The sequence below is a fragment of the Roseospira goensis genome, from assembly GCF_014197795.1.
Classification (GTDB): domain Bacteria; phylum Pseudomonadota; class Alphaproteobacteria; order Rhodospirillales; family Rhodospirillaceae; genus Rhodospira; species Rhodospira goensis.
Genome location: NZ_JACIGI010000034.1, coordinates 15,028 through 38,539, shown reverse-complemented (window position 1 = coordinate 38,539; position 23,512 = coordinate 15,028). Strand labels below are relative to the sequence as shown.

The window sequence follows — 23,512 nt, the reverse complement described above, 5'->3', positions numbered from 1 at the left end:
CCGCCGCCGCAATCGGATGGCACAGCGAATCATGAAAGCTCCGTGATGTGGACCACCTCACCATGAACTTTCTGTAATCCGAGTTCGGAGCCCTGCGGAGTGTCCGGAGCGCGGGACGCCGTCCCCTGTGCGCCGCCCCGCTCCATGCGTTTGGTTGCCCCTCGTTTGGTTGGCCCCGGCTCATGTGCGGTAGCCGAGCGCATCGGGCAACCACAGGGCAATCTGCGGGAAGGCGATCACCAGCCCCATCGCCGCCAGCATGGCGACGATCGGCCAGATCACCCAGCGCACGGTGGCCTCGATCGGAATGCCGGCGATCTTCGAGGTCACCATCAGGTTCACGGCGACCGGCGGCGTGAACTGGCCGACCGCGATGTTCATCGCCATCAGCACGCCGAACCAGACCGGGTTCCAGTCGAACGTCGCCATGATCGGGATCAGGAGCGGCAGGGTGATGAGGTAGATCGACACCCCGTCCAGCACCATGCCGGCGAGCAGGAGCACCACCATGACCATCAGCAGCACGACGATGGCGTTGTCCGACAGGGACAGGATGAACGCGGCGGCCGCATCGAACGCGCCCAGGGTGGACCCGGCCCAGGCGAAGATGCCGGCCAGCGAGATGATGATCATGACAACGGCCGACACCGACGCCGAGTCGGCCAGCACCCGGTAGACCTCGCGTAGGCCCATGGAGCGGTGCAGGAACACGCCCACAATCAGGCCGTAGAAGACGGCGACCACCGCGGCCTCGGTCGGCGTGAACAGGCCGCTGCGCAGGCCGCCCAGGATCACCACCGGGGCGAACAGGCCGGGCAGGGCGTCGATGAAGCTCGCGCGCAGGGGCGGGCGCTCGGTGCCCTCGTCGACGCCGAAGCCGTGCCGGCGGCTGAGCAGCAGGGCGGGCAGGGCGACCGCCAGTCCGGCCAGCAGGCCGGGGCCGAGGCCGGCGGCGAACAGGGCGCGCAGGTCGGTGCCGGGCACCAGGATGGAGTAGACGATCAGCGCGATCGACGGCGGGATCAGGATGGCGGTGGAGGCCGAGGCCGCGATGATGCTGGCCGAGAAGGCGCGCGGATAGCCCGCCTTCATCATGCTGGGGATCATCACGGTGGCCACCGCGGCGGCGTCGGCCGGACCCGAGCCCGACATGCCGCCCATGATCAGGCACACCAGGATGGCGACCAGCGCCAGGCCGCCGCGGCGCGGCCCCACCACCGCCTGCGCCAGCCGCACCAGCCGGGCGGCGACGCCGGAACGTTCGAAGATCATCCCGGTCAGGATGAACAGCGGGATGGCGATAAGGGGATACTTGGCGATGCTGGTGTAGGCGATGGTCGCCGTGTTGGCGACGGCGTACATGTCCAGGCCGATGAAGATGGCCGCCAGCCCGGCCACGCCCAGGGCGACCGCGACCGGGGTTCCGGCCAGCAGCAGCACCACAAATCCCAGCAGAAGGACAAGGTTCGCGGTCATCGCCCGCCCTCCCGCCGGCGCCGGGACAGGCCCGCCAGGCGCGGCCCCAGGATCCGGATCAGGACCACCAGCGACAGGATCGGCAGCCAGATCGTGTAGATCCAGGTCGGGAAGCCCATCGCCGGCGAGGTCTCGCCCCAGCGGTATTCCTCCCACGCCAGCAGGCCGCCGTAGTACACCAGCACCCCGAACAGCAGCACCGACGCGGCCAGCGACAGGCCGTCGCACAGGCGCCGGCCGATGGGTCCCAGGCGCCGCACGATGACTTCGATGCGGATGTGGTCGTCCTTCGCGAAGGCGAGCGCCGTGCCCACGAACGTCAGCACCACCAGCAGGAAGACCGACACCTCTTCGGTGAAGGCAAACGAGACGTTGGTGGCATAGCGGACCACCACGTTGCTGATGCTGATCAGGCAGATCGTTGCCATCGCGGCGGCCCCGATCGCCTCCTCGATACGGAAGCGGCGGGCGCTCGGGGCGGGGGTCTCGGGGGGCGGCGGATCGGCAGACATGACGGACTCGATGTAGTCGGAGGGTGGTGGCGAGGCCCCCAGGGTCCAACCCCAAGATGCGGATGGGGCGTTGGGGGTCGCTGGCGCTCACCCCAACGAACCCGTGGCTGGGCGGCGTCAGCGGTTGGCGATGGACTCCTCGGCCATCTCCACCAGATCGGCGCCGATCTTGTCCGTCCAGGCGTCGTAGACCTCCCGGGTGGCATCAACGAAGGCCTGGCGCTGCGCCTCCGTCAGGTCGGTGACGGTGACGCCGTAGCCCTCGATCTCCTCGATCAGGGCGGTGTCGTCGTCGGTCAGGCCCTTGCGCGCGGCCGCGATGCCGACCGCGCCGGCGTCGATGGCGGCCTGGCGGACGATCTCCTTGTCCTCCGGCGTGAAGGTCTCCCACACCTTGTGGCTGACGCCGAAGATCAGCGGATCGGCGACATAGTGCCAGGTGGTGACGTAGCTCTGGCCGATTTCGTGCATCTTGGCGATGGTGTAGATGGTCAGCGGGTTCTCCTGGCCGTCCACGGCCCCGGTGGTCAGCGCCGGCTTGGCGTCCGCCCAGCTCATCTGCACCGGGTTGGCGCCCAGGGCGGTGAAGGTGTCCTGGAACAGGGGCGAGCCGACCACGCGCATCTTCAGGCCGTCCAGGTCCGCCGGCGTCTCGATCGGGTGCTTGGAGTTGGTCACCTCGCGGAAGCCGTTCTCGGCCCAGGCCAGCGGCTCCACGCCGTTCTCGCGCACGATCTCGAACAGGCGTTCGCCCACCGGGCCGCCGGTCAGGGCATCCAGGGCGGCGTAGTCCGGCATCAGGAAGGGCAGGGCGAACAGGTTCATCTCCACCATCTGCGGCGACCAGTTGATGGTGGAGCCGACGGCCATGTCGATGGCGCCGCGGCGCAGGGCGGTGAACTCCTTGGTCTGCTCGCCGGCGACGAGCTGGGCGCCCGGATAGACCTTCATCGTGATCCGGCCGTCGGTGCGCTCGGCCACCAGCTTCGCCCACTCCTCGGCGGCGATGCCCCAGGGGAAGGGCGCCGGCACGACGGTGGAGACCTTGTATTCGTCCTTGTAGTCGGCCGCCTGGGCGGGGGCCGCCAGGGTCACCGCCAGGGCCGCGCCGGCTGCGGCGCCGAGAAGGGTCCTGATGCTCATCGGATCGTCCTCCACAAAGCTTTTGTTTGAGTGCGGTACGGGATCATCCCAGCATGGCGCGGGCCGCCGCCGTGACGTCGGCGGCGGTCAGGCGCACCTGCTCCTCCAGCGGCGGTGCGTAGGGCACCGGCGCGCGCGGCGCCCCGAGACGGCGCACCGGCGCCTTGAGGCGGCCGAACAGGGCCTCCGAGACCACGGCGGCGATCTCGGCGCCGAACCCCGAGACGGTGACCGCCTCGTGCACCACCAGCAGCCGGCCGGTCCGTTCCACCGACGCAAGGACCGTATCCTGGTCCCAGGGCCACAGGGTGCGCAAGTCGATGACCTCGACCGAGCGGCCCTCGGCACGCAAGATCTCGGCGGCGGCGAGACTGTCGTGCACCAGGCGCGACCAGGTGACCACGGTGAGGTCGTCGCCCGGGCGCGCGATGCGCGCCCGCCCCAGAGTGGCGGCCGGGTCCGGGGCGGCATTCGTGGCGTCGGGAACCTCGTCCTCCAGGCCCCAGAGCATCTTGTGTTCCAGGTGCACCACGGGGTCGTCGCAGCGGATCGCGGCCTTGAGCAGGTCCCGGGCATCGGCGGGCGTCGCGGGCGCCACCACGACAAGGCCGGGGATGTGGGTGTACCAGGCCTCCAGCGACTGCGAGTGCTGCGCCGCCAGCGCCGGCCAGACGCCGATGGGCTCGCGCACCACCAGCGGGACGCGCGCCTGGCCGCCGAACATGTAGCGCGCCTTGGCGGCCTGGTTGACCAGCTCGTCGATGGCGCACAGGGCGAAGTCGGCGATGCGCATCTCGACCACCGGCCGGGTGCCCATCATGGCGGCCCCGACGGCGGCGCCGACGATGGCGGCCTCGCTGATCGGGGTGTCGACGATGCGGTCGGGGCCGAAGCGGGCGGTCAGGTCGGCGTACTGGCCGAAGATGCCGCCCCGTCCCAGGTCCTCGCCCAGTGCCCAGACGGTGGCGTCGCGCGCCATCTCCTCGGCCAGCGCCCGGCGCGCGGCCTCGCGGTAGGTCATCACGGTCATCGCGCCAGCCCTCCCGGCCGGGTGGGGACGGGCGCGCCCAGGTCCTGGACGTCGGTGAAGGCGGCCTCCGGCGCGGGCCAGGGGGCATCCTTCGCGGTCTCCAGGGCGGCCTCGATCTCCTCTTCGGCGGACCGGATGACGGCGGCGATCGCGGTTTCGGCAACGCCGGCCTGGCGCAGCCTCTCGGCGCAGCGGCTGATCGGGTCGCGCGTCCAGCGCTCTTCCGCCTCGCCCTCGGGCCGGTAGCCGGCCGCGTCCATGGAGGTGTGGCCGGTCAGACGGTAGGTGTGGGCGAGCAGGAAGCGCGGCCCCTCGCCGCGCCGGATGGCGCCGACCAGCACGGCGGCGGCCTCGTCGACCGCCTGGATGTCGTTGCCATCCACCGTCAGCGACGGGATGCCCAGGCTTTCGGCGCGCGCGGCCGGGCCGTCGCCGGCGGTCAGGACGCCGGTGCGGGTGGTGGCGGCGAATCCGTTCTCCTCGCACACGAACAACACCGGCAGGTCGAAGGTGCGGGCCCAGTTCAGGCCCTCCAGGAACGGGCCGCGGTTGATGGCGCCGTCGCCGAAGAAGCAGGCCACGACGCGTCCGGTCTCGCCCTTGACCTTGAGGGCGTGGGCGGCGCCGGCGGCGATCAGGATGTTGGCGCCGACCACGCCGTTGGCGCCCAGCATGCCGACGCGGAAGTCGGCGATGTGCATGGAGCCGCCCTTGCCGCCGCAGACCCCGCTGGCCCGGCCGAACAGCTCGCACATCATGCCCGTGGGCGTCGCGCCCTTGGCCATGGTGTGGCCGTGGCCGCGATGCGTCGACAGCAACGGGTCGGCCTCGGTCAGGTGGGCGCAGACGCCGACCGGGACCGCTTCCTGGCCAATGGACGGATGGATGAACCCGGGGTAGAGCCCGGATTCCAGGGCGGCGACGGCGGTCTCCTCGAAGGCGCGGATGCGCGCCATCTCGCTGAGCAAGCCCATGAGCCGCTCGGTATCGACGTTGCGTCGCGGCGCCGCGTCGGGTTCTGTCATGATCGAATGAGCCCCCCGGACCGGATCGTTTGTTTCACCTCGTGGCCACAAGGAACCACCGGGGGGTGATAGCGCACCGGTGCGGGCGGCGGGAAGCGAAAAGGCGTGCCCGCGACCAACCCGGCCGCAGGACAGGGTCCCGCGGCGGGCGCAGGTGGCCGCCCTTTCGGGGCGGAGGGTCTGTGACGAAGCGGATGAGATGCGCGGGACGATCGAACCGGCGACGGCGCCGGCCTACTTCACCTTTGCCTTGTACGCCTTCAATTCCGCCAGTTCCAGCACCTCCAGGGCGCGTTCATGCGTCGCCTCCAGCACCACCGGCGGGGCCAGGCCGACCTCGAACGCCTCCAGCCAGCGCGGGGCGCACACGCACCAGCGGTCGCCCTGCTTGAGACCGGGGAACCCGAAGTCCGGGCGGGGCGTGAGCAGGTCGTTGCCGGCGCGGCGGCTGAACTCCAGAAACTCCAGCGTCATGACCGCGCACACGGTATGCGAGCCCACATCCGCCGCCCCCGTGTTGCAGCAGCCGTCCCGGAAGAATCCCGTGAGCGGCCGCATGGAGCAGGGCTCCAGTGGCCCCCCGAGCACATTGCGGGCGGTGGCGGTGTTTCGGGCCATGGGCGGATCTCCTGCGGGCGGTGCGAACCGCGTCTACGCAACAGCGGCCGATGCAGACCATGTGGGGAGGGGGCGGACGTGTGTCACCGGGCTGTCATGCGGCCGTCAGCGGGTCGCGGCCCCATCGGGCCGGGCGTCCAGAAGCGACGTCTCGGTCTTCAACTCCCGCAGGACGAAACTCGACCGCGAGTGCCGGATCCCGGGGATCTTGTACAGGGTCTCGCGGAGGAAGCTCTCGTAGTGCCGCGTGCCGGCGACCGCGACCCGGATCAGGTAGTCGTAGTCCCCGGTGACCAGGTACGCCTCCATCACCTCCGGGATGTCGGCCAGCACCTCGCCGAAGCGCGCCAGGGTGTCCTCGGTGTGGCTTTCCAGCGTGACGTTGATGATGACGGTCTCGGGGAAGCCGAGCGCCTCCCGGCTCAGGCGGGCGCCGTACCCGGTGATGAAACCGCGTGCCTCCAGCGCGCGCACCCGCTTCCAGCAGGGACTGGCGGACAGGCCGACACGGGCGGCCAGGTCGGCGTTGCTGATCCGGCCTTCGGTGGATAGGACGCGCAGGATGCGCCGGTCGATGGCGTCAAGGCGCGGGCGGGCCGGCGAGGTATCGGCGTCGGGCATGGGAGGTCTCTTCCGGTTTGGTCGGAGTTTGAATGACACTATTCCCCACAACCGCGTTCGGGAAGCAGAGGATTTCCCAGTGTAGTGACGCGATGGAAAACATTGGCAGCACCTTTCGCGCTGGCACCGGTAGGGTGACGGGCAGGCTCACCCCTCGCGACGGATCCTCCGATGCTCGACCTTGCCGCGGCCGCCGATGGCCTTGCCGACCCCGCCTGTCCGATGTCCCGCGCCGCCGCCCCGCCGCACCCCGGCCGCCTGGTGTGCCACATCGAGGGGGCGCGCGATCCTAACCTGCTGACCCGGCTGGTGGCGGAACTGGCCCGGCGGTCGTGCGTGCCCGAGCACATGGCGACGGCCCCGCTGGCCGACGATCCGGACGGGCAGTGGATCGCGCTCACGGTCACGCTGTCGGGGGCACAGGAGGCGGCGCATCTGGCGGCGCGGGTGGCGTCCTGGCCGTGCGTCTGGTCGGTGCAGCGGGCGTGACCACCGGGCCTCTGGTGGGGCCGCCGCGCCGCGCCCACATGTCGGCGCATCAGAGGCGGCGCGCAGGGGACAGCCATGACCGCGGGATCACCGAACACCAAGCCGATCAATGTCGCCTTGCAGGGCGGCGGTGCCCACGGCGCCTTCACCTGGGGGGTCCTCGACCGCCTGATCGAGGACGGGCGGCTGGAGATCGACGGCCTGTCGGGCACCAGCGCCGGCTCGATGAATGCGGTCGTCTACGCCTACGGCAAGATGACGGGCGGGGCGGACGGGGCGCGGGCCGCGCTGACGGACTTCTGGGCCGAGGTCAGCCGGGCCGGCCGGCTGTATTCCCCGGTGCGCATGCTGCCGTGGGAGAGTTGGGACGGGTCCTGGAACATGGACCGGTCGCCCCTCTACATGGCCTTCGACGTGGTGACCCGGGCGGTCTCGCCCTACATCTTCAATCCGTTCGACTTCAATCCGCTGCGCGACATCCTGGAGCGGACGGTTGACTTCGAGGCGCTGGTGCACTGCCGGTGCACCCACCTGTTCATCAGCGCCACCAACGTCCGCACCGGCCGGGTGCGGGTGTTCACCGCCCCCGAAATGTCGGTCGACGTCGTCATGGCCTCCGCCTGTCTGCCGTTCCTGTTCAAGGCGGTGGAGATCGGCGACGAGGCGTACTGGGACGGCGGCTACATGGGCAATCCGTCGCTGTTCCCGTTCTACTACCACACCGGGACCGACGACGTGCTGATCGTGAACATCAACCCGATCGAGCGTGACGCGGTGCCCAAGAGTGCGTCCGACATCATGAACCGGGTCAACGAGATCAGCTTCAACAGCGCCCTCCTGAGCGAGATGCGGGCGATCGCCTTCGTTCAGAAGCTGATCGAGGAGGATTGGCTCAACGAGGAGCACCAGGGAAAGCTGCGGCGCGTGAAATTCCACGCCATCCGCGCCGACCAGCTCATGTGCGACCTGTCGGTGGCGAGCAAGTTCAACACCGACTGGGCCTTCCTGTGCGAACTGCGCGACCGCGGCCGGGCGGCGGCGGACGCCTGGTTGGCCGCCCACGCGGCGGAGGTGGGCGTCCGGTCCACCGTGGATCTGCATCACGACTACCTCGACACGGCGAAGACGGTCGGGCCGGACCCGGAGGGCGCGCCGACGCCGTCGGGGCCGGTTAGCGCGGATCGCGATCAATCGGGACCACGACGTGGTTCGCATTGATCATGAGCTGCCTCAGAACGGCCGCCCGAGACGCAGGAACACCGCCTGACGGTCGAGCGACGCCAGCCCGACCCCGAGATAGGCCGGCCCGAGCGTGGTGTCCGCGCCGACGAACAGGGTCCCCGAATAACGCAGGTCGTCGGGCCAGGGCGTCCGCGCGTCCCAGACGTTGCCGGCTTCCACCGACGCGCCGGCATAGAGCGGCACGTCCAGGGGGCTGAACGAGAGGTCGGTCAGGCGATGCATGTAGGTCAGGCCGCCCAGGACCCGGTTCTGGCCCAGGAACCGGTTCTCGGCATAGCCCGACAGCGCGAGGAACCCGCCCAGCGGGAACAGCGCCTGGATCGGCGCCTCGCCGTCGAGGGTGTAGCTGGCCGTCACGTGTGGCAACATCGTGTGGGGTCCCCAGCTCAGCGCCGTCCAGGCGTCGAGGTCCACCTGGCGATAGCGGGCGTCCGCGCCCAGGGCGGGCAGCGACTCGGTGACCTCCAGGGTGCCGAGGCTGCCGTGACGCGGCCAGGTGACGCTGTCGAAGGTGTCGACCGCCAGCCGACCGAACGCCTCGGCCGCGAGCAGGCGCGTGCTGCCGGTATCGCCCCCCGGAAACTGTGGTTCCACCCAGCCCGTGGCGAGCCGCAGGCCGGCCGAGACCGCGCCCCAGTCGCCGAGCACGCGCCCGAGCATGGCCTCGCCGCTTGCGAGCGACAGGTCGTAGGCACCGGGCGCCCGGCCCCGGGTCTCGGTGAACAGCCGCCGCACGCTGCGCTCGGCGCGCAGGTCGGCGGTGAGGATCCAGTCCTGGTCGCTCTCCAGGGGTTGCACCAGGCGGGCCGAGACGGAGGGGCGGTTGCCGATCTCGGCGGCCAGCCGCAGCGATCCGCCCAGGGTGTTGAGCGGGCGCAGGGTATAGGCCGCCGACAGGCCGTAGGCCGCGTTGCCCTGGAAATCGTCGGTCAGGCGCAGGCCGAACTGGAGCGAGTCGGTGCCCCAGGAGCGGGCGCGCACGATGATCACGAGCGTGCCGGTGCGGCCGTCGGCGGCCCGCTCCAGGGTCCAGTCCACGCGCTCGAACAGGTCGAGGCCGTACAGGGTCGCCAGGTCGCGTTCGAGCTGGTCGAGGTCGAGCGGCGCGCCGAGACGCTGGTGGATGTAGCCCAGGATGACCCGGTCGCCGAGGGTACCGTCGCCGTCCACGCGCATGTCGGTGACGACGACGGCGCCGGCGGGGGGCGCGGTGTCGTCCGGCGGCGCGGCCGCGGTCGCCGGGGCCGGGGCCGGGGCTGGGGTTGGCGCCGGGCGCGCGCTGCCGTCCGGTCGGTCGAGGCTGTCGGCCAGGCGTCGCAGCGCGGCCGTCTGGTCCGCCGCGGCCCGGGCACCGAGCGCCACCGCCTCGCTCACGCGGTCGAAGTCGGCCGGCCCCATGTCGCCCAGGTCGGGCTCGATCAGGATATCGCCGGGCCGCAACAGGCCGAGCTGGGCCTGGGTGTTCTGTTCGATGGCCACGCTGACCATCTGCCCCAGCACGTCCAGGGGCGTGGTCATGGCGTCGCGGTCGCGCAGCTTGGTCGGCAGGTTGACCACGATGACGCGGTCGGCGCCCATGCGCCGCACCACGTCCACCGGCACATTGTTGACGACGCCGCCGTCCAGCAGCCAGCGGCCGTTCAGCTCGACCGGCGGGAACACGCCGGGCACGGACATGCTGGCGCGCATCGCGACCGGCAGACTGCCCGATCCGAGCACCGCCGGGCGGCCGGTCTCCACGTCCACCGCCACGGCGCGGAACGGGCGGGGCAGGGCATCGAAGTCGTCGATGTCGGCGGCGGCGAGGGTCAGGCGCTTCAGGATCAGGTTGATGCGCTGCCCCTGCACGAAGCCGAGCGGGGCTCCCAGGGTGCCGTCCTCGCGCACGCCCAGGCGGGTGTCGACCAGGAAATCCAGATCCTCGCGCTTGCGGTGGAACGGTTGATCGTTGCGCGGCGGTGAATCCCGGAAGGCGTCGCCCCAATCGACGGATTGCAGGACCGTGGCCAGGTCGTCGCCGTCGCGGCCGGTGGCGTAGAGGCCCCCCACCAGCGCGCCCATGGAGGTGCCGGCGACCATGTCGATCGGGACGCCCAGGCGCTCCAGCACCTGGATGACGCCGACATGGGCGGCCCCCAGCGCCCCGCCGCCGCCCAGGACCAGCCCGACGCGCGGCCGGTCCGGCGCCGTCCCGGCGGCCTGGGCCAGCGCGGACAGCGGCAGCAGGGCGACGCACAGCAACGCAAGCGCCTGCAGGACGGCGGCGGGGCGGCGGGCTCGGGGCATGGCCGGGGCTCCGGGACAGGGCGGGCGGGGCGGTGCCCCGGAGTGTACCGGCGGGGGCGGGCGCGTGCACGGGCTGGAGCCGGATCACCCGCCGTCCGTCACCAGCGCCTCCAGCGCCTCGACGTCGGCCGCATCGAGCACCGCCAGGGCGATGCGGGCGGGGAAGCCCTTGCGCGCCAGCGCGGCGAGGTCGCGCTGGCGGTGGGCGGCCCGCGCGGCGGCGTCGCCGCGATAGGGGCCCAGGCGCCGGCGTCGCGCCAGCGTGGCGGCGGCCACCAGGTCCGGATCCGGACCGGCGGCCTCGGCGGCCACCCCGTCCAGGGCAGCGGCGATGTCGGCGCGGTCGACGCCGTCGGCCCGCAGCCGCGCGGCGATGGCGCGCCGCGAGTCGCCGCGGCGATGCAGCGCCCCGGCCCGGGTCTCGGCATGGCGTGCATCGTCGAGCAGGCCGGCCCGCTGCAACCGGGCCAGCACGTCCTCGATCCAGCCCGCCGCCTCGGTCCGGTCGACCTCGGGATGGGCGCGGGCCGACCGCTCCACCCGCCGTTCCAGCACCCGGCGCACCCGTGCGGTGCTGGCGGAAAACCGTTGCAGATAGAACACCGCCGCGTTCTCCAGCGCGCGCGGCGTGACCTTGCGTGGCCCGCGCGGCCGCCGGGGCGCGTCCCCGGCGGGGCGCTCCGGATCGCGCGGTCCGCGCGTCGTCTGCTCCGCTGTGCCTTGCCTTTTCGCCATGACGGCCCAGATAGCACGCAGGTCGCACGCCCGTCATCCGGCCGCCCGGCCCCATACCCCGCCCCGACGTTCCGGAGACGGGCGCCCGTTCGGCGCCGCGTCACGGCATCGTCCCTTGCCCAAGGCCAGGCCGCGCCCTAAACAGCGACAGAGAACCGACAGGAGGCTATTCGTGCGCGACGGCGCCAAGACCGATGTGGAGACGCTGCCGCCGCCCCGTCCGATGGGCGCGGTGAACTGGCGCGGCGCCTGGGAGCTGTACCTCAAGGAGGTGCGGCGCTTCATGAAGGTCTACATGCAGACCATCATGGCGCCCATCGTCACCACGCTGATCTTCCTCGCGATCTTCGTCCTGGCGCTGGGCCGCGACGTGGCCAACCACGTTCCCGGCGTGTCGTTCATGGAGTTCCTGGCCCCCGGCCTGGTGATGATGGCGATGGTGCAGAACGCCTTCGCCAACACCTCGTCGTCGGTGATCATCTCCAAGGTGCAGGGCAACATCGTCGACGTGCTGATGCCGCCGTTGTCGAGCGGCGAGATCCTGGCGGCCTATGCCCTGGGCGGCATGACCCGCGGCCTCGTGGTCGGGCTGGCGGTGCTGGCGGCCATGGCCGTGTTCGTGACCATCCACGTGCACAACATCGGCTATATCCTGTTCCATGCCCTGGGGGCGTCGCTGATGCTGTCGCTGCTCGGCATCATCGCCGGCATCTGGGCGGACAAGTTCGACCACATGGCCGCGGTGACGAACTTTATCGTCACCCCGCTGTCGTTCCTATCGGGCACGTTCTATTCGATCGACCGCCTGCCCGAGAACTTCCAGCTTTTCGCCCACGTCAACCCGTTCTTCTACATGATCGACGGCTTCCGCTACGGTTTCATCGGCCACGACGACGCGCTGCCGGTGACGGGCCTGTGGGTGGTCGGCCTGACCAACGTGGCATTGCTGGCGCTCGGCTACGCCATGCTGCGGACCGGTTACAAACTCAAGGCATAAGCAAAGCAGGAAGGACCGGCGCCCGTGCTGCCTCTGACCGTTGCCGCCCTGTCGGCCGTGCCGCTGCTGGCGCTGCCGTTCCCGGTGATCGACCCGGTGGCCGTGGAAATCGGACCCCTGGTCGTGCGCTGGTACGCCCTGGCCTACATCGCCGGGCTGCTGCTGGGCTGGCTGTATCTGCGCCGCCTGGGACGGACGCCGCCGGCGGTGCTGACCGGCGATCAGGCCGACGACTTCCTGGTCTGGGCCACCCTGGGCGTGGTGCTGGGCGGGCGCCTGGGTTACGTGCTGTTCTACAACTTGCCGTACTACCTGGCACATCCGGCCGAGATCCTGATGGTCTGGCAGGGCGGCATGGCCTTCCACGGTGGCCTGCTGGGGGTCATCGTGGCGCTGCTGCTGTTCTGCCGGCGCAAGGGCATTCCGCCGCTGGCGATGGGCGATCTGGTGGCCTGCGTCGCGCCCATCGGGCTGTTCTTCGGGCGGCTGGCAAACTTCGTGAACGGCGAGCTGTACGGCCGGCCGGCGCCGGATCTGCCGTGGGCGATGGTGTTCCCCACCGCCGACGATCAGCCGCGCCATCCCAGCCAGCTTTACGAGGCCGTGCTGGAGGGGCTGGTGCTGTTCGCGCTGCTGGCGGTGTTGTGGCGGGTGCCCGCCGTACGGCGGCGGCGCGGCGCCCTGACCGGCGTGTTCCTGACCGGCTATGGGCTGGCGCGCTTCGCGGTCGAGGTCGTGCGCGAGCCGGATGCCCAGCTTGGGTATCTGTTCGGGCTTGTGACCATGGGGCAGGTGCTTTCTCTGCCCATGATCGTGGCCGGTCTGGCGTTCCTGGCCTGGGCCTGGAGCCGGCCGCCGGTGGCGGAGCCGGAGCCCGGCCCCCGCTCATGACCTCGTCCCTGGAGGAACGCCTGCGGGCGCGCATCGCGGCCGAGGGGCCGGTGCCCGTCGAGACCGTGATGGCCGAGGCCAACACGGCCTACTATGCCCGCGGGACGGCCATCGGCGCGGCCGGCGACTTCATCACCGCACCCGAGATCAGCCAGGTGTTCGGCGAGATCATCGGGCTGTGGCTGGCGGTCGTCTGGCAGATGATCGGGGCGCCCCGGCCGGTGACGCTGGTCGAATGCGGCCCCGGACGCGGGACCCTGATGGCGGACGCGCTGCGGGCGCTGGCGCCGGTGCCGGCGTTCCGCGCGGCCCTGGACCTGCACCTGATCGAGACCAGCCCGACCCTGCGCGCGTGCCAGCGCGCCGCGCTCGGAGATGCGGTGACGGCCTGGCACGACACGCTGGAGACCGTGCCGGCGGACCGGCCACTGCTGCTGGTCGCCAACGAGTTCCTCGATGCCCTGCCGGTGCGCCAGTACGTGCGTGCCCCTGACGGCTGGCGCCTGCGGCGGGTCGGGCTCGAGACCACCGGCGGGTTCGCGTTCGTCGCAGGCGAGCCCAGCGCGGCCGACGATCTGGCCGTCTGGGTCCGCGACCGGGCGCCCGTCGGCGCCGTCGCCGAGGTCTGCCCGGCGGCGCGGGAGGTCATGGCCAGCGTGGGGCGGCGGCTGGCGCGGAGCGGCGGGGTCGCGCTGGTCATCGACTATGGGCACGCGGTGTCGGCGGCCGGCGAGACCCTGCAGGCGGTGCGGGCGCACAGGTTCCATACGGTGCTGGATGCTCTTGGCACGGCCGACTTGACAACCCATGTGGATTTTCAGGCCTTGGGCGAGGCCGCCCGCGCAGCGGGCGCGATGGTCCAGGGGCCCGTGGAACAGGGCCCATGGCTGCGGGCCCTGGGCGTCGAGGCGCGCGCCGCGATGCTGCGCCGCACCGCGTCGGACGCGCAGGCCGCGAGCATCCAGGCGGCGGTTCGTCGCTTGATCGACCCAGGAGAAATGGGCAGGCTGTTCAGGGTTTTTGCCGCAACCGAGCCGGGCATGGCCGCGCTTCCGGGGTTCGAGGAAGCCGCCTGACACCGGCTGGGTCCACAAACGGGCCGTGTTGGGTGGGGGACGTGAGAGCATGATCACCGTATCGGCGTTGAATGCCCTGAGCCGGGTCCGCCACGCCTTTTTCACGCGCGGGCGGGGCGTCTCCGAGGGGATCTACGCCAGCAACAACTGCGGGTATTCCTCCCATGACGACCCCGTCTCCGTCGCCCGCAACCGGCAGCGGTCGATCGAGCGGATGGAGATGCCGCCGGAGGCCCTGGTCACCATCAACCAGCAGCATACCGCCACCGTGGTCGTGACCGAGGCGCCGTGGCCCCAGGATGCCTTGCCGGTGGCCGATGCGGTCGTGACCACCAAGCCGCGTCTGGTGCTGGGCGTGCTCACGGCGGACTGTGCGCCCGTTCTGATGGCCGACGGCAAAGCCGGCGTCGTTGCGGCGGTGCATGCCGGCTGGCGCGGGGCGCTGGATGGCGTGCTCGGCAACACGGTCCAGGCCATGGCCGAGTTGGGGGCGCGGCCGGACCGCATCGTCGCCGGTATCGGGCCGTGCATCGGCCAGCGCTCCTACGAGGTCGGGCCGGAGTTCCCGGCCCCGTTCCTGGAGCATGACAAGGACAACGGCATCTTCTTTGCCGAAGCCCGGCGGCCGGGACACTACATGTTCGACCTGCCCGGCTTCGTCGCCAAGCAACTGGCCCGCGCCGGGTTGCGGGAGATCATGCCGACCCCCTGCGATACCTGCCGCGAGGAGGCCCGCTTCTTTAGCCATCGGCGCGCCACCCTGCGTGGGGAGGGCGACTACGGCCGCCAGCTCTCCGCCATCGCCCTGGAGCGGTGAGGGTCACCCATGCGCCTGTCCGTGCCGGGCGTGCGCGTGGCGGCCGTACTTCTGCTGGTGGCCGTGCTCACGGCGTGCGGCCTGCCGCGGCCGTTCCGCCATCAGGCCTACGCGCCGGACGGCAACCCCTTGGTCACGCTGCGGTCCGGGGTCGGTGTGACCGTGCGGCCGGTGCTCGGGGCGGCGCCGCCACTCGACCGCCTGATCGCCGAGGATGTCGCCGACCGCCTGCGGGCACGCGGGATCCCGGCCGCGGCGGGCCATTCCGCCCCCGGGTCCGCGGCCGGCCTGGTGTTGCTGGGGTGGCTGTTGCGTCAGACCGATGAGGCGGCCGCCGGGGCCGACAGGACCCGGGTGACGGTGCGCTGGAGCCTGCTGGATCCCGAGGGCGATCTGGTCGGCGAGGCCACCCGCACGCTGGCCGTACCGACGGCCCTGTGGGCGACGCCGGGTCCCGACGCGGCGGCGCTGGTCGCTCGCGACAGCGCGCGGGCCTTGACGGCGCTGGTGGCGGCCGGGGACGGCGGCGGCGTGGCGACAGGTCCGGTGCCCGACGGCGCCCAGGGCGCGGCCGCGGCCGCCCCGGACCCGACCGCGCCGCCCGGCGGGGACGGCGCTGCCGAAACCGTCGCCAGCGACGAAGGCGGGGGTGCCGAAGGGGGAGGGAAGGCGGACGCGGGCGCCGCGACGCGGGGCCCCGCGCCCGGGACGGTGCCGGACCGTCCGGCCGCCCCGACGGACCGGCCGGCCCGGGCCGCCCGGCGGCCCTCCGATCTGGTGATGGCGCCGCCGGAGGTAACGCGGGCGCCCGGCGACGGCAAGGCGGCGCTGGAACGGGCCCTGACCCGCCTCTTTCGCCAGAACGGGGTGCGCATCACGGACGCGCCGGGCAGCGAGAGGCTGACCGTGCGCGGCGCGGTGGAGGTGCTGCCCGCCGGTGCCGCGGGCCAGGAGCAGGTGTCGATCGTCTGGCAGGTGCTGGACGCCGACGGTGTCGTGCTGGGCGAGGTCAACCAGCAGAACACGATCCCGCGCGGCAGCCTGGACGGCCGCTGGGGCGACGTGGCCGCTCTGATCGCGGAGGGCGCGGCGATGGGGGTCGGCGAGATCCTGGTGCGCAAGGGGATCGTGTCTCCCGCGGACTCCTGACGCAATGGGAGCGCGCGCCCCGCGTCCCTGGCATGACAGGTCCATGAAAGCCGTATTGTCGGCCCGGGGTGCCGTTGCTATAGTCCGCCGCGCGCGCTGGCGGGGGGGTGTCGTCTCTGTCATGGCCGCGCGTCATCGCTATCTGACGAGGGGCTATCTGACGAGGGGCTATCTGACGAGGGATCGCCGGTCGCCGGGACGCTGCCCCCGGATCGCCACAGCCCGGATCGCCACCCCAGGGGCGCCGCCTATGGGGCGCTGCCCACGGAGCGGTCCGCATGGGGTGGTCCGCATGGGGCGCGCGGCCGAGGGCCGCCGGGCCGGGGCCTGTTGACCTTCGGCCCACCCTGCCCATCGCCTCCTTCCCATCGCCTCCTTCCCATCGCCTCCTTCCCATCGCCTCCGGGGACCTTGGCCTATGAAACTCGTGGCCTGCAACGGCAACCGTCCGCTTGCCGAAGCCATCGCCGCCTACCTGAACATCGAACTGACCGACGCCTCCGTCCGCCGCTTCTCGGACATGGAAGTGTTCGTCGAGATTCACGAGAACGTGCGTGGCGAAGACTGTTTCGTCATTCAGCCCACGTCCTACCCCGCCAACGACAACCTGATGGAACTGCTGGTCACCCTGGATGCCCTGCGGCGCAGCTCCGCCCGGCGCATCACGGCGGTGATCCCGTACTTCGGGTACGCCCGTCAGGATCGCAAGACCTCGCCGCGCACGCCCATCACCTCCAAGCTGGTCGCCAACGTCATCGACGTGGCCGGCGCCAACCGGGTTGTGACGCTGGACCTGCATTCGGGCCAGATCCAGGGCTTCTTCGACATTCCCCTGGACAACCTGTTCTGCGCGCCCGTGTTCTCCAAGGACATCCAGGAACGCTACCCGGGCGAGCGTCCGATCATCGTCTCGCCCGACGTTGGCGGCGTGGTGCGCGCGCGCGGCCTAGCCAGCCGCATCGAGGCCGATCTGGCGATCATCGACAAGCGGCGCGAGCGCGCCGGCGTGTCGGAGGTCATGAACATCATCGGTGACGTCAACGGCCGCCTGTGCATCCTGGTCGACGACATCGTGGATTCCGCCGGCACCCTGTGCAACGCCGCCGTGGCCCTCAAGGAAGCCGGTGCCACCGCCGTCAGTGCCTACGTTAGCCACGGCGTCCTGTCGGGTGGCGCGGTGGCGCGCGTGACCTCCTCGCCGCTCGACAGCCTGGTGATCACCGACAGCATCCAGGCCACCGAAGCCATGCGGCTGGCCAAGAACGTCCGTCAGCTCACGATCGCGCCGTTGATGGCGGAGGCGATCCAGCGCATCAGCGACGAGCGCTCGGTCTCCAGCCTGTTCGACTGAGCGAGTCCGGATCGGCCGGCGGGCCGCGCCCCTGCCATGCGCCCGCCGGTCCCCCCCCGCCGGTCCCCCGCAGCGCGCCTCGCTACAGCGCCTCTTCGCTGATCGAGGCCATCAGCTTGCGGGCCTCCGCTCCGGCGCCCATGTCCTCCAGGATCATATAGTAGCCCTGCGCCACCGACGCCTTCATGGCCGGCAGACTGGAGCGCGGGTCGTTGTACAGCGTCTCACGCGCCCGGTTGAGGTCGTGCAGGGCGAGCGCGAACTTCTCCAGGTACTTGGCCTTCAGGTCCTCGACCGACGCCCGGGTCCGGTTCAGGTCGCGGCGCAGCTCGTCGCGCTCGGCGCGCACGGCTTCGGCGGTGCGGGCGGCGTCGTCGCGCTCCGCCTCCAACCGGGCCAGGGCGGCGCGTGCCGCCGTCACGTCGTCGCGGGCCTGCTCCAGGGCCAGGGTGGTCTGGGCCTGCCGGCGCTCGCGCTCGATCAGCGCGGTGTTCATGCGGGCGATGGTGCGGCGCTGCGTGCGGATGGTGTCGAGGGCCTCGGCCATGCGCCGGTTCAGCGCCCGGATGTCGCGGCGGGTCTCGGCCATCAGGGTGGCGTCGTCCAGGCCGCCGGCGGCGGTGATGGCCTTGATACGCCGGAACATGCGCACGTAGCCGGCAATCAGCGACGCCTGCACAGGCATGTCGGGCATCAGGCCCGCGTCGGCCAGCCGGGTCGTACCCCCGGGCAGGGCGGCCAGGGCCTGGATGGCGGCCGCCAGGGCCTCCTCCAGTCCCTCCGCGTCCACGCCGTCCGTCATCTCGGCCCAGGCGCGGATGACCTCCGGCTCGCGGGGGTCGCCGAGCGGCGGCGGTGCCGCGCCGTCGCCGAGCGCGCGATCCAGGGCCTGGGTCAGGACGGCGATCGCCTCCGCCGCCGGCCCGAGCGCGGCCTCACCCGGCATCGCCATGGCTTCGTCTCCGCACCCGCGTGATCTCGCTTTCCAGTTCCGCGATGTAGCGGGAGGCTTGGTCGAGCAGGTCGTTCAGCCGCCGGTTCTCGGTGCGCAGCTGGGCGACGATTCGGCTGGCATACAGGGCTTGGTCGAGCGCATCGGCGGCCCGCGCCGGCTCCGAGCCGACGGTGCGGGCCACGGGCACGCCATGCTCGGTGCGGGATTCGGGGGCGCCATGGGTGCGGATCGAGGCCGAGCCGCCCAGGATGTCGTCGATGGACCCGCCGGCATCCTCCAGGTGCGCGCGCGCGCGCTCCAGGGCCCGCAACGCCTCGGCGCCGTCCGCGCGCAAGGCGAGGGCCATGATCTTGCGAAACCGCTCGCGATCGAAACGGGACCAGTCCATTGAAAATCCAGGGATTTTTTGCCAAGCCCAAGGTCTCATTGCGGCGGCCTCGGGTGTGCGGCCCATTGTGACCGATGCGCCCCGGCGCGTCGAGGCCACCGCGCGCGCCGCCGCCATTTCTGTGCGCCCGCCCCAGCGTTCGGTTGTCGTCCGAAGGGGCCTTCGACCGGACGGAGATGCGCGCGGTCCCCACAGAGGGGCAATAAAATTGCGCAAAGAGCGCACGGCCACGAAACAAACAGGGTTGCTTCCGGGTGGTCCGCGATCGCATACTCCGCGTAACACCTCGGCGAGGAAGATCGAGGACCCATCCTTCGAGGTTCACTCAATCACGGGAGACTCCGCCGATGCTGAAGACCGCGACCGTGGCCTTTGCCGCCACCCTGTTCGCCTCCTCCGCTGCCCTGGCCTGCAGCGGCTGGAAGACCGCCGAGACCACCAAGCCGATCACCACCGCCCAGGCCGAGACCTCCGGCCAGAGCACCGCGCCCTGGGCCGGCGACGCGGCCAAGAACTAGGGCAGAGTCCCGCACGGCATTTCCTCTCGCCATGACTGACCGGGCGGGGCCGGCTGGGTAACCAGCCGGCCCCGTTTGTCTCCGCGTTGTTTCAGCCGGTGCCGCCGCCGTTGCGCGGCGGCCGCCGCATCAGCGCGAGGACGCTGTTGCCCGCGATGGCACCGACCACCAGCGCCCCGCCGACCAGGGTAAGGGGGGCGGGCACCTCGCCGACCCCGACCCAGGCCCACAGCGGCCCCAGAACGGTCTCGATCAGCGCCAACAGGGCGACCTCCGCGGCCGGGATGTAGCGCGCCCCGCTGGTGTACAGCGACAGCGCCAGCGGCGTGACCACCAGGCCCATGGTCATCATCACCAGCATGTCCGCGCCCGTCACCGCCAGCGGGTCGCAGAACGGCAGCACCGCCGCCGCGCTGAACAGGCCGCCGAGGGCGACCACCGGCACCGTGTCCCGGTCGCCCGCCTTGCGCAGCAGAACCAGCGCCGAGCCCATGCACAGCGGGATCAGCAGCGCCACCAGGTCGCCGGCCAGCGTGCCGCCGCCCAGGCCCGCCGAGCCCGACATGATGATGACCACGCCCACGAACGACAGGACGATGGCCACCCAGGTGCGCGAGCGCACCCGCTCGCCGATCACCGCCAGCCCGATCAGCGCGCTGAACAGCGGCAGCGTCGCCAGCACCACCAGCGTGTTGGCGACCGTCGTCATGGTCATGGCGGTCACGAACGCGATGTTGGTCAGTCCCATCATCACCGCGGCCAGCAGCCCCACCGGCCCCATGCCGCGCACATGATCCACCACCCGGCGTCCGCGCCGCAGCGTCAGCACCGCGAACAGGGTGAGGCCGGCCAGAAAGGTGCGCCAGAAGACGATCTGCAAGGCGTCGGCGTCCTGCACCATCTTCACCAGCATGCCGTCCGGACTGATCACCAGCATGCCGGCGGTCGACAGCAAAAGACCTTTGAGATGCAGGGGCATAGCGCGGGGTCCGGTGTGGGGGAGAGGGAAAGACGGACACCTCTCGCCCTTACCATGAACGGCGCCGGCGGGGAAACGAAACCGCCGCATCGCTTGCCGTGGCGGCGTACACGCGTCAGGGTTGGGGGAGCGCAACGGCGTGGGTGACCGGAGACGGCGATGACGATCCATTTTGAGGCGGCGGAACTGACGGCACGGCGGGCGGCCGCCTGCCGCGCGGCACGGGCGCGGGGGCTGGACGGCTTGCTGCTGTTCCGCCAGGAGAGCCTGTACTACCTGACCGGATTCGACACCTTCGGCTACGTGTATTTCCAGTGCCTGGTCCTCACCGCCGATGGCCGCATGGCGCTGCTGACCCGGGCGCCCGACCTGCGACAGGCGCGGCGCACCTCGGTCATCGACGACATCCGGCTGTGGACCGATGCCGACGGGGCCACGCCCGAGGCGGCCCTGCGCGACCTGCTGGCCGAGTTCGGCCTCGCCGGGGGCCGGCTGGGGATCGAATGGCACGCCTACGGCCTGACCGCCGCCGTCGGCCAGCGCCTGGGGGTGGCTTTGGACGGGGTGGTGACCCTGGAGGACGCCTCCGACCTGGTATCGCGGCTGCGCGTGGTGAAGAGCCCGGCCGAGGTCGAGCACATCCGTCAGGCCGCGGCCCTGGCCGACAACGCCCTCGACGCGGCGATGGCGGAGGCACGCCCCGGCGCGTTCGAGGGCGACATTCTCGCCGCCATGCACGGGGCCATCTATCGCGGCGGCGGCGACGACCCGGCGAACGAGTTCGTCATCGGATCGGGCCCCGATGCCCTCCTGTGCCGGTACCGCAGCGGCCGCCGCCGCCTGGACCCCGAAGACCAGCTGACCCTGGAGTGGGCCGGCGTCTATCGCCACTACCACGCGGCCATGATGCGGACCATTCCGGTGGGACGCGCCCGGGAGGGTCACCGCCTCCTGTTCGACGTGACGGCCGAGGCCATGGCGGCCTGCCTGGAGGCGCTGCGCCCGGGCAACACCTGCGGCGACGTCTTCGACGCCCATGCCCGGGTGGTGGACGCCGCCGGGCGCCGCGACGGTCGTCTCAACGCCTGCGGCTACGCCATGGGGGCCACCTTCGCGCCGAACTGGATGGACTGGCCCATGCTCTACGCCGGCAACCCGATGGTGCTGGAGGCCGGCATGGTGTTCTTCCTGCACATGATCCTGTTCGACGACGCGGCCGGACTCGCCATGTGCCCGGGCCAGTCGGCGCTGGTGACCGAGACCGGCAGCGTGCCGCTGTCCCGCCATCCCGTCGACCTTCTGGTCGCCGGCTGATGGGCGCTCCGCGATCCGGTCGCGGGTCCGTTGCGATGTGTGCACGCCTGCTGGCGGGCGGTGTCTGTTAAGGTCAGCCGGTCCTCTCGGCAAACGGGCGGGTCGTGCGCCTTGTATACCGGGGCCGGTGGTGGCAGAAGGACGTCAGGGCGCGCCGCGCGATGTGGGGGCGCGCGCCTCGCATACGCAGACGCATACTCATACGCATACGCAAGACCGGGTGCCGTCCCCATGACCCTCTTGTTCTGTAGTGCCTTCGACGATGCCGCCGGCTACGAACGGGCCATGGCGGCGCGGCTGCCCGATATGCCGGTGCGGGTGTACCCGGACACCGGACCGCCGGAGGCCGTGACCTATGCCATGGTCTGGCGGCCGCCGCTCGGGCTGCTGCCCTCGCTGCCCAACCTGCGGGCGGTGTTCAACCTGGGCGCCGGCGTCGACGGGATTCTGTCGGACTCGGACGTCCCGGACGATGTGCCGGTCATACGGCTGGCCGACGCCGGCATGGCGCCGCAGATGGTGGAGTGGGTGCTCCATGGCGTGCTGCGCTTCCATCGCCGCTTCGACGAGTACGAGGTTGAACAGGCCGCCCGGCGCTGGACCCGGCTGGCGGTTGCGCCGGCCGGGCGCACGCGGGTTGGCCTGATGGGGCTGGGGGTGCTGGGGCAGGCGGTGGCCCGCCAGCTCACGGCGCTGGGCTATGCCGTGCGCGGCTGGAGCCGTCGCCCGAAGACCGTCGACGGGGTGGCGTGCTTCAACGGCCGCGACGGGCTGGACGCCTTCCTGGCGGAGACCGACATCCTGGTCTGCCTGCTGCCGCTCACCCGCGAGACCCGGGCCATCCTGAACCGCGACACCCTGGGCCGGCTGCCGCGCGGGGCGTGCCTCATCAACGCCGCGCGCGGCGGCCACCTGGTGGACGCGGACCTGATCGCGCTCTTGGACAAGGACCACCTGCGCGGCGCCCAACTCGATGTGTTCGATCCGGAGCCGCTGCCCGCCGATCATCCGTTCTGGTCCCACCCCCGGATCCGGGTCACGCCGCACGTCGCGGCGGTCACCCTGATCGAGCCGGCGTGCGACCAGATCGCCGACATCATTCGCCGTCTGGAACGGGGCGAGGCCCCGGCCCAGGCGGTGGACCGCACCGCGGGGTACTGACCGACGATGAACACGCACGGCATGCGGGGCCTGCTGGAGGGTCCCTTTCTCTTCATGCGTCACGGCGAAAGCACGACGAACGCGCGCGACCTGGTGGCGGGCCTGATGGATGCGCCGCTGTCCGAGCGGGGCGCCGAACAGTCCGCCGCCGCGGCCCGGGTGCTGCGCGACGAGCCGCTGGCCAGCGTGGTCGTGACCGGTTTGTACCGCACCCACCAGACGGCGCTGCCGATCCTGGATCAGACCGGCCTGACCCCGTTTGTCGAGCCGGGCTTGAACGAGCGCGACTGGGGCGACCTGGAGGGGCGGCCGCTGACCGAGCGGCCGAGCACGTTCTACGACCCGCCCGGCGGCGAGACCTGGGAGGTGTTCGCGGACCGCATCTGGCGCACCGCGCAGGCCCTGCGGGTGCGCGTGCCCACGCTGCTGATCGCGCACTCGGGCACGTTCCGGGCGCTGCTGTACCGGATGGGATTCGGCAAGGTGCGCCCGCCCGTGGACAACGCTCTGCCGGTGCGGTTCGTGCCCGTGGCGCCGACGACCGCCGACGCGCCGGCCTGGACCGTGCTGCACCTGGACGGCAGTCCGGTGCCGATCAAGCCGCCCAAGAGCGCGTGAGGCGATGCCGATGGCCGAGAGCGGTGACCGCGACCGCCGGCGCGCGGCACGAGGGCACACGGCAAAAGGGCGCTAGGTCTGGGGGCCGATCCCGCCGGCCGCCGCGCTGATCGCGCTGGGG

24 protein-coding genes are annotated in these 23,512 nt (G+C 71.6%); 12 read left to right on the top strand and 12 right to left on the bottom strand.

Translation table 11 applies throughout. From position 1 onward, the window contains the following. Nucleotides 1-180: 180 nt before the first annotated feature. From GGD88_RS15410 to GGD88_RS15380, 7 genes are all read right to left on the bottom strand, one after another. A complete protein-coding gene (locus tag GGD88_RS15410) occupies nt 181-1,476 on the bottom strand; it encodes a TRAP transporter large permease (protein WP_184437041.1) in 1,296 nt (431 codons plus the stop codon). Beyond that, nucleotides 1,473-1,988 (bottom strand): TRAP transporter small permease, encoded by a 516-nt coding sequence (locus GGD88_RS15405; protein WP_184437039.1) that lies wholly within the window; start codon nt 1,986-1,988, stop codon nt 1,473-1,475. Before GGD88_RS15405 ends, GGD88_RS15410 begins: the two co-directional genes overlap by 4 nt. A gap of 117 nt (nt 1,989-2,105) precedes the next feature. Next, a complete protein-coding gene (locus tag GGD88_RS15400) occupies nt 2,106-3,131 on the bottom strand; it encodes a DctP family TRAP transporter solute-binding subunit (RefSeq protein ID WP_184437037.1) in 1,026 nt (341 codons plus the stop codon). A 43-nt stretch (nt 3,132-3,174) separates the two neighbouring features. Further along, nucleotides 3,175-4,161: an alpha-ketoacid dehydrogenase subunit beta gene (locus tag GGD88_RS15395; RefSeq protein ID WP_184437035.1), complete on the bottom strand. Its 987-nt coding sequence runs from the start codon at nt 4,159-4,161 to the stop codon at nt 3,175-3,177. Beyond that, nucleotides 4,158-5,186 (bottom strand): thiamine pyrophosphate-dependent dehydrogenase E1 component subunit alpha, encoded by a 1,029-nt coding sequence (locus GGD88_RS15390; RefSeq protein WP_184437033.1) that lies wholly within the window; start codon nt 5,184-5,186, stop codon nt 4,158-4,160. Before GGD88_RS15390 ends, GGD88_RS15395 begins: the two co-directional genes overlap by 4 nt. Before the next feature lie 234 nt (nt 5,187-5,420). After that, nucleotides 5,421-5,804 carry a DUF2237 family protein gene (locus GGD88_RS15385; protein ID WP_184437031.1) on the bottom strand — a complete coding sequence of 128 codons (384 nt, stop codon included), beginning with the start codon at nt 5,802-5,804 and terminating at the stop codon, nt 5,421-5,423. 105 nt (nt 5,805-5,909) lie between these two features. Continuing rightward, the gene (locus GGD88_RS15380) at nt 5,910-6,425 is read right to left on the bottom strand and encodes an Lrp/AsnC family transcriptional regulator (RefSeq protein ID WP_184437029.1); all 516 of its coding nucleotides are present in this window, start codon (nt 6,423-6,425) and stop codon (nt 5,910-5,912) included. 171 nt (nt 6,426-6,596) lie between these two features. Between GGD88_RS15380 and GGD88_RS15375 the strand changes: the two genes are divergently transcribed. Together GGD88_RS15375 and GGD88_RS15370 are read left to right on the top strand one after the other, a co-directional pair. Then, the gene (locus tag GGD88_RS15375) at nt 6,597-6,914 is read left to right on the top strand and encodes a hypothetical protein (protein WP_184437027.1); all 318 of its coding nucleotides are present in this window, start codon (nt 6,597-6,599) and stop codon (nt 6,912-6,914) included. 75 nt (nt 6,915-6,989) lie between these two features. Continuing rightward, nucleotides 6,990-8,132: a patatin-like phospholipase family protein gene (locus tag GGD88_RS15370; protein WP_184437025.1), complete on the top strand. Its 1,143-nt coding sequence runs from the start codon at nt 6,990-6,992 to the stop codon at nt 8,130-8,132. A gap of 12 nt (nt 8,133-8,144) precedes the next feature. On the opposite strand, the gene GGD88_RS15365 is transcribed toward GGD88_RS15370, so the two are convergent. Then, complete coding sequence (locus tag GGD88_RS15365) at nt 8,145-10,442, bottom strand: patatin-like phospholipase family protein (RefSeq protein WP_184437023.1); 2,298 nt, start codon at nt 10,440-10,442, stop codon at nt 8,145-8,147. Nucleotides 10,443-10,526: 84 nt separating this feature from the next. Beyond that, nucleotides 10,527-11,177 (bottom strand): RecX family transcriptional regulator, encoded by a 651-nt coding sequence (locus tag GGD88_RS15360; RefSeq protein ID WP_184437021.1) that lies wholly within the window; start codon nt 11,175-11,177, stop codon nt 10,527-10,529. 223 nt (nt 11,178-11,400) lie between these two features. On the opposite strand from GGD88_RS15360, the gene GGD88_RS15355 reads away from it, so the two are divergent. From GGD88_RS15355 to GGD88_RS15330, 6 genes are all read left to right on the top strand, one after another. Next, nucleotides 11,401-12,174: an ABC transporter permease gene (locus GGD88_RS15355; protein ID WP_184437047.1), complete on the top strand. Its 774-nt coding sequence runs from the start codon at nt 11,401-11,403 to the stop codon at nt 12,172-12,174. Between the two features lie 63 nt (nt 12,175-12,237). Then, nucleotides 12,238-13,065: a prolipoprotein diacylglyceryl transferase gene (gene lgt, locus GGD88_RS15350; protein WP_184437045.1), complete on the top strand. Its 828-nt coding sequence runs from the start codon at nt 12,238-12,240 to the stop codon at nt 13,063-13,065. Next, entirely contained in the window at nt 13,062-14,141 is a 1,080-nt protein-coding gene (locus GGD88_RS15345) for a class I SAM-dependent methyltransferase (protein WP_184437019.1), read from the top strand. Before lgt ends, GGD88_RS15345 begins: the two co-directional genes overlap by 4 nt. 49 nt (nt 14,142-14,190) lie before the next feature. Further along, entirely contained in the window at nt 14,191-14,958 is a 768-nt protein-coding gene (gene pgeF / locus GGD88_RS15340; protein WP_184437017.1) for a peptidoglycan editing factor PgeF, read from the top strand. Between the two features lie 9 nt (nt 14,959-14,967). After that, nucleotides 14,968-16,107, top strand: a complete 1,140-nt coding sequence (locus GGD88_RS15335; protein ID WP_184437015.1) for a hypothetical protein — start codon at nt 14,968-14,970, stop codon at nt 16,105-16,107. Nucleotides 16,108-16,525: 418 nt separating this feature from the next. Then, nucleotides 16,526-17,458, top strand: a complete 933-nt coding sequence (locus GGD88_RS15330; RefSeq protein WP_184437013.1) for a ribose-phosphate pyrophosphokinase — start codon at nt 16,526-16,528, stop codon at nt 17,456-17,458. A gap of 82 nt (nt 17,459-17,540) precedes the next feature. Here the strand turns inward: GGD88_RS15330 and GGD88_RS15325 are convergent, their stop codons facing one another. Continuing rightward, nucleotides 17,541-18,410 (bottom strand): hypothetical protein, encoded by an 870-nt coding sequence (locus tag GGD88_RS15325; RefSeq protein WP_184437011.1) that lies wholly within the window; start codon nt 18,408-18,410, stop codon nt 17,541-17,543. Next, on the bottom strand, nt 18,394-18,801 hold the full coding sequence (locus GGD88_RS15320) for a hypothetical protein (protein WP_184437009.1): 408 nt from the start codon (nt 18,799-18,801) through the stop codon (nt 18,394-18,396). Before GGD88_RS15320 ends, GGD88_RS15325 begins: the two co-directional genes overlap by 17 nt. Nucleotides 18,802-19,148: 347 nt before the next feature. On the opposite strand from GGD88_RS15320, the gene GGD88_RS15315 reads away from it, so the two are divergent. Continuing rightward, the gene (locus GGD88_RS15315) at nt 19,149-19,319 is read left to right on the top strand and encodes a hypothetical protein (RefSeq protein ID WP_184437007.1); all 171 of its coding nucleotides are present in this window, start codon (nt 19,149-19,151) and stop codon (nt 19,317-19,319) included. A 91-nt stretch (nt 19,320-19,410) separates the two neighbouring features. On the opposite strand, the gene GGD88_RS15310 is transcribed toward GGD88_RS15315, so the two are convergent. Further along, the gene (locus tag GGD88_RS15310) at nt 19,411-20,298 is read right to left on the bottom strand and encodes a DMT family transporter (RefSeq protein ID WP_184437005.1); all 888 of its coding nucleotides are present in this window, start codon (nt 20,296-20,298) and stop codon (nt 19,411-19,413) included. A gap of 159 nt (nt 20,299-20,457) precedes the next feature. Here GGD88_RS15310 and GGD88_RS15305 point away from each other — a divergent pair, with 159 nt between their 5' ends. The 3 genes from GGD88_RS15305 to GGD88_RS15295 all read left to right on the top strand — a co-directional run bounded on the left by GGD88_RS15305 (nt 20,458) and on the right by GGD88_RS15295 (nt 23,391). Then, nucleotides 20,458-21,612 carry a M24 family metallopeptidase gene (locus GGD88_RS15305; RefSeq protein ID WP_184437003.1) on the top strand — a complete coding sequence of 385 codons (1,155 nt, stop codon included), beginning with the start codon at nt 20,458-20,460 and terminating at the stop codon, nt 21,610-21,612. A 231-nt stretch (nt 21,613-21,843) separates the two neighbouring features. After that, complete coding sequence (locus GGD88_RS15300; RefSeq protein ID WP_184437001.1) at nt 21,844-22,773, top strand: 2-hydroxyacid dehydrogenase; 930 nt, start codon at nt 21,844-21,846, stop codon at nt 22,771-22,773. A 6-nt stretch (nt 22,774-22,779) separates the two neighbouring features. Continuing rightward, nucleotides 22,780-23,391, top strand: coding sequence for a histidine phosphatase family protein (locus GGD88_RS15295; protein ID WP_184436999.1), 612 nt, complete (start codon nt 22,780-22,782; stop codon nt 23,389-23,391). Nucleotides 23,392-23,512: the final 121 nt, after the last annotated feature.

Excerpts from the sequence above, each read along its gene's own strand:
- GGD88_RS15390 (WP_184437033.1), bottom strand. The coding sequence starts at position 5,186 with ATGACAGAACCCGACGCGGCGCCGCGACGCAACGTCGATACCGAGCGG.
- GGD88_RS15380 (WP_184437029.1), bottom strand. The coding sequence starts at position 6,425 with ATGCCCGACGCCGATACCTCGCCGGCCCGCCCGCGCCTTGACGCCATC.
- GGD88_RS15325 (WP_184437011.1), bottom strand. The coding sequence starts at position 18,410 with ATGGCGATGCCGGGTGAGGCCGCGCTCGGGCCGGCGGCGGAGGCGATC.
- GGD88_RS15360 (WP_184437021.1), bottom strand. The coding sequence starts at position 11,177 with ATGGCGAAAAGGCAAGGCACAGCGGAGCAGACGACGCGCGGACCGCGC.
- GGD88_RS15355 (WP_184437047.1), top strand. The coding sequence starts at position 11,401 with ATGGGCGCGGTGAACTGGCGCGGCGCCTGGGAGCTGTACCTCAAGGAG.
- GGD88_RS15370 (WP_184437025.1), top strand. The coding sequence starts at position 6,990 with ATGACCGCGGGATCACCGAACACCAAGCCGATCAATGTCGCCTTGCAG.
- GGD88_RS15400 (WP_184437037.1), bottom strand. The coding sequence starts at position 3,131 with ATGAGCATCAGGACCCTTCTCGGCGCCGCAGCCGGCGCGGCCCTGGCG.
- GGD88_RS15295 (WP_184436999.1), top strand. The coding sequence starts at position 22,780 with ATGAACACGCACGGCATGCGGGGCCTGCTGGAGGGTCCCTTTCTCTTC.
- GGD88_RS15300 (WP_184437001.1), top strand. The coding sequence starts at position 21,844 with ATGACCCTCTTGTTCTGTAGTGCCTTCGACGATGCCGCCGGCTACGAA.
- GGD88_RS15365 (WP_184437023.1), bottom strand. The coding sequence starts at position 10,442 with ATGCCCCGAGCCCGCCGCCCCGCCGCCGTCCTGCAGGCGCTTGCGTTG.
- GGD88_RS15310 (WP_184437005.1), bottom strand. The coding sequence starts at position 20,298 with ATGCCCCTGCATCTCAAAGGTCTTTTGCTGTCGACCGCCGGCATGCTG.
- GGD88_RS15410 (WP_184437041.1), bottom strand. The coding sequence starts at position 1,476 with ATGACCGCGAACCTTGTCCTTCTGCTGGGATTTGTGGTGCTGCTGCTG.
- GGD88_RS15315 (WP_184437007.1), top strand. The coding sequence starts at position 19,149 with ATGCTGAAGACCGCGACCGTGGCCTTTGCCGCCACCCTGTTCGCCTCC.
- GGD88_RS15385 (WP_184437031.1), bottom strand. The coding sequence starts at position 5,804 with ATGGCCCGAAACACCGCCACCGCCCGCAATGTGCTCGGGGGGCCACTG.
- GGD88_RS15375 (WP_184437027.1), top strand. The coding sequence starts at position 6,597 with ATGCTCGACCTTGCCGCGGCCGCCGATGGCCTTGCCGACCCCGCCTGT.
- GGD88_RS15330 (WP_184437013.1), top strand. The coding sequence starts at position 16,526 with ATGAAACTCGTGGCCTGCAACGGCAACCGTCCGCTTGCCGAAGCCATC.
- GGD88_RS15405 (WP_184437039.1), bottom strand. The coding sequence starts at position 1,988 with ATGTCTGCCGATCCGCCGCCCCCCGAGACCCCCGCCCCGAGCGCCCGC.
- GGD88_RS15335 (WP_184437015.1), top strand. The coding sequence starts at position 14,968 with ATGCGCCTGTCCGTGCCGGGCGTGCGCGTGGCGGCCGTACTTCTGCTG.
- GGD88_RS15395 (WP_184437035.1), bottom strand. The coding sequence starts at position 4,161 with ATGACCGTGATGACCTACCGCGAGGCCGCGCGCCGGGCGCTGGCCGAG.
- pgeF (WP_184437017.1), top strand. The coding sequence starts at position 14,191 with ATGATCACCGTATCGGCGTTGAATGCCCTGAGCCGGGTCCGCCACGCC.
- GGD88_RS15345 (WP_184437019.1), top strand. The coding sequence starts at position 13,062 with ATGACCTCGTCCCTGGAGGAACGCCTGCGGGCGCGCATCGCGGCCGAG.
- GGD88_RS15320 (WP_184437009.1), bottom strand. The coding sequence starts at position 18,801 with ATGGACTGGTCCCGTTTCGATCGCGAGCGGTTTCGCAAGATCATGGCC.
- GGD88_RS15305 (WP_184437003.1), top strand. The coding sequence starts at position 20,458 with ATGACGATCCATTTTGAGGCGGCGGAACTGACGGCACGGCGGGCGGCC.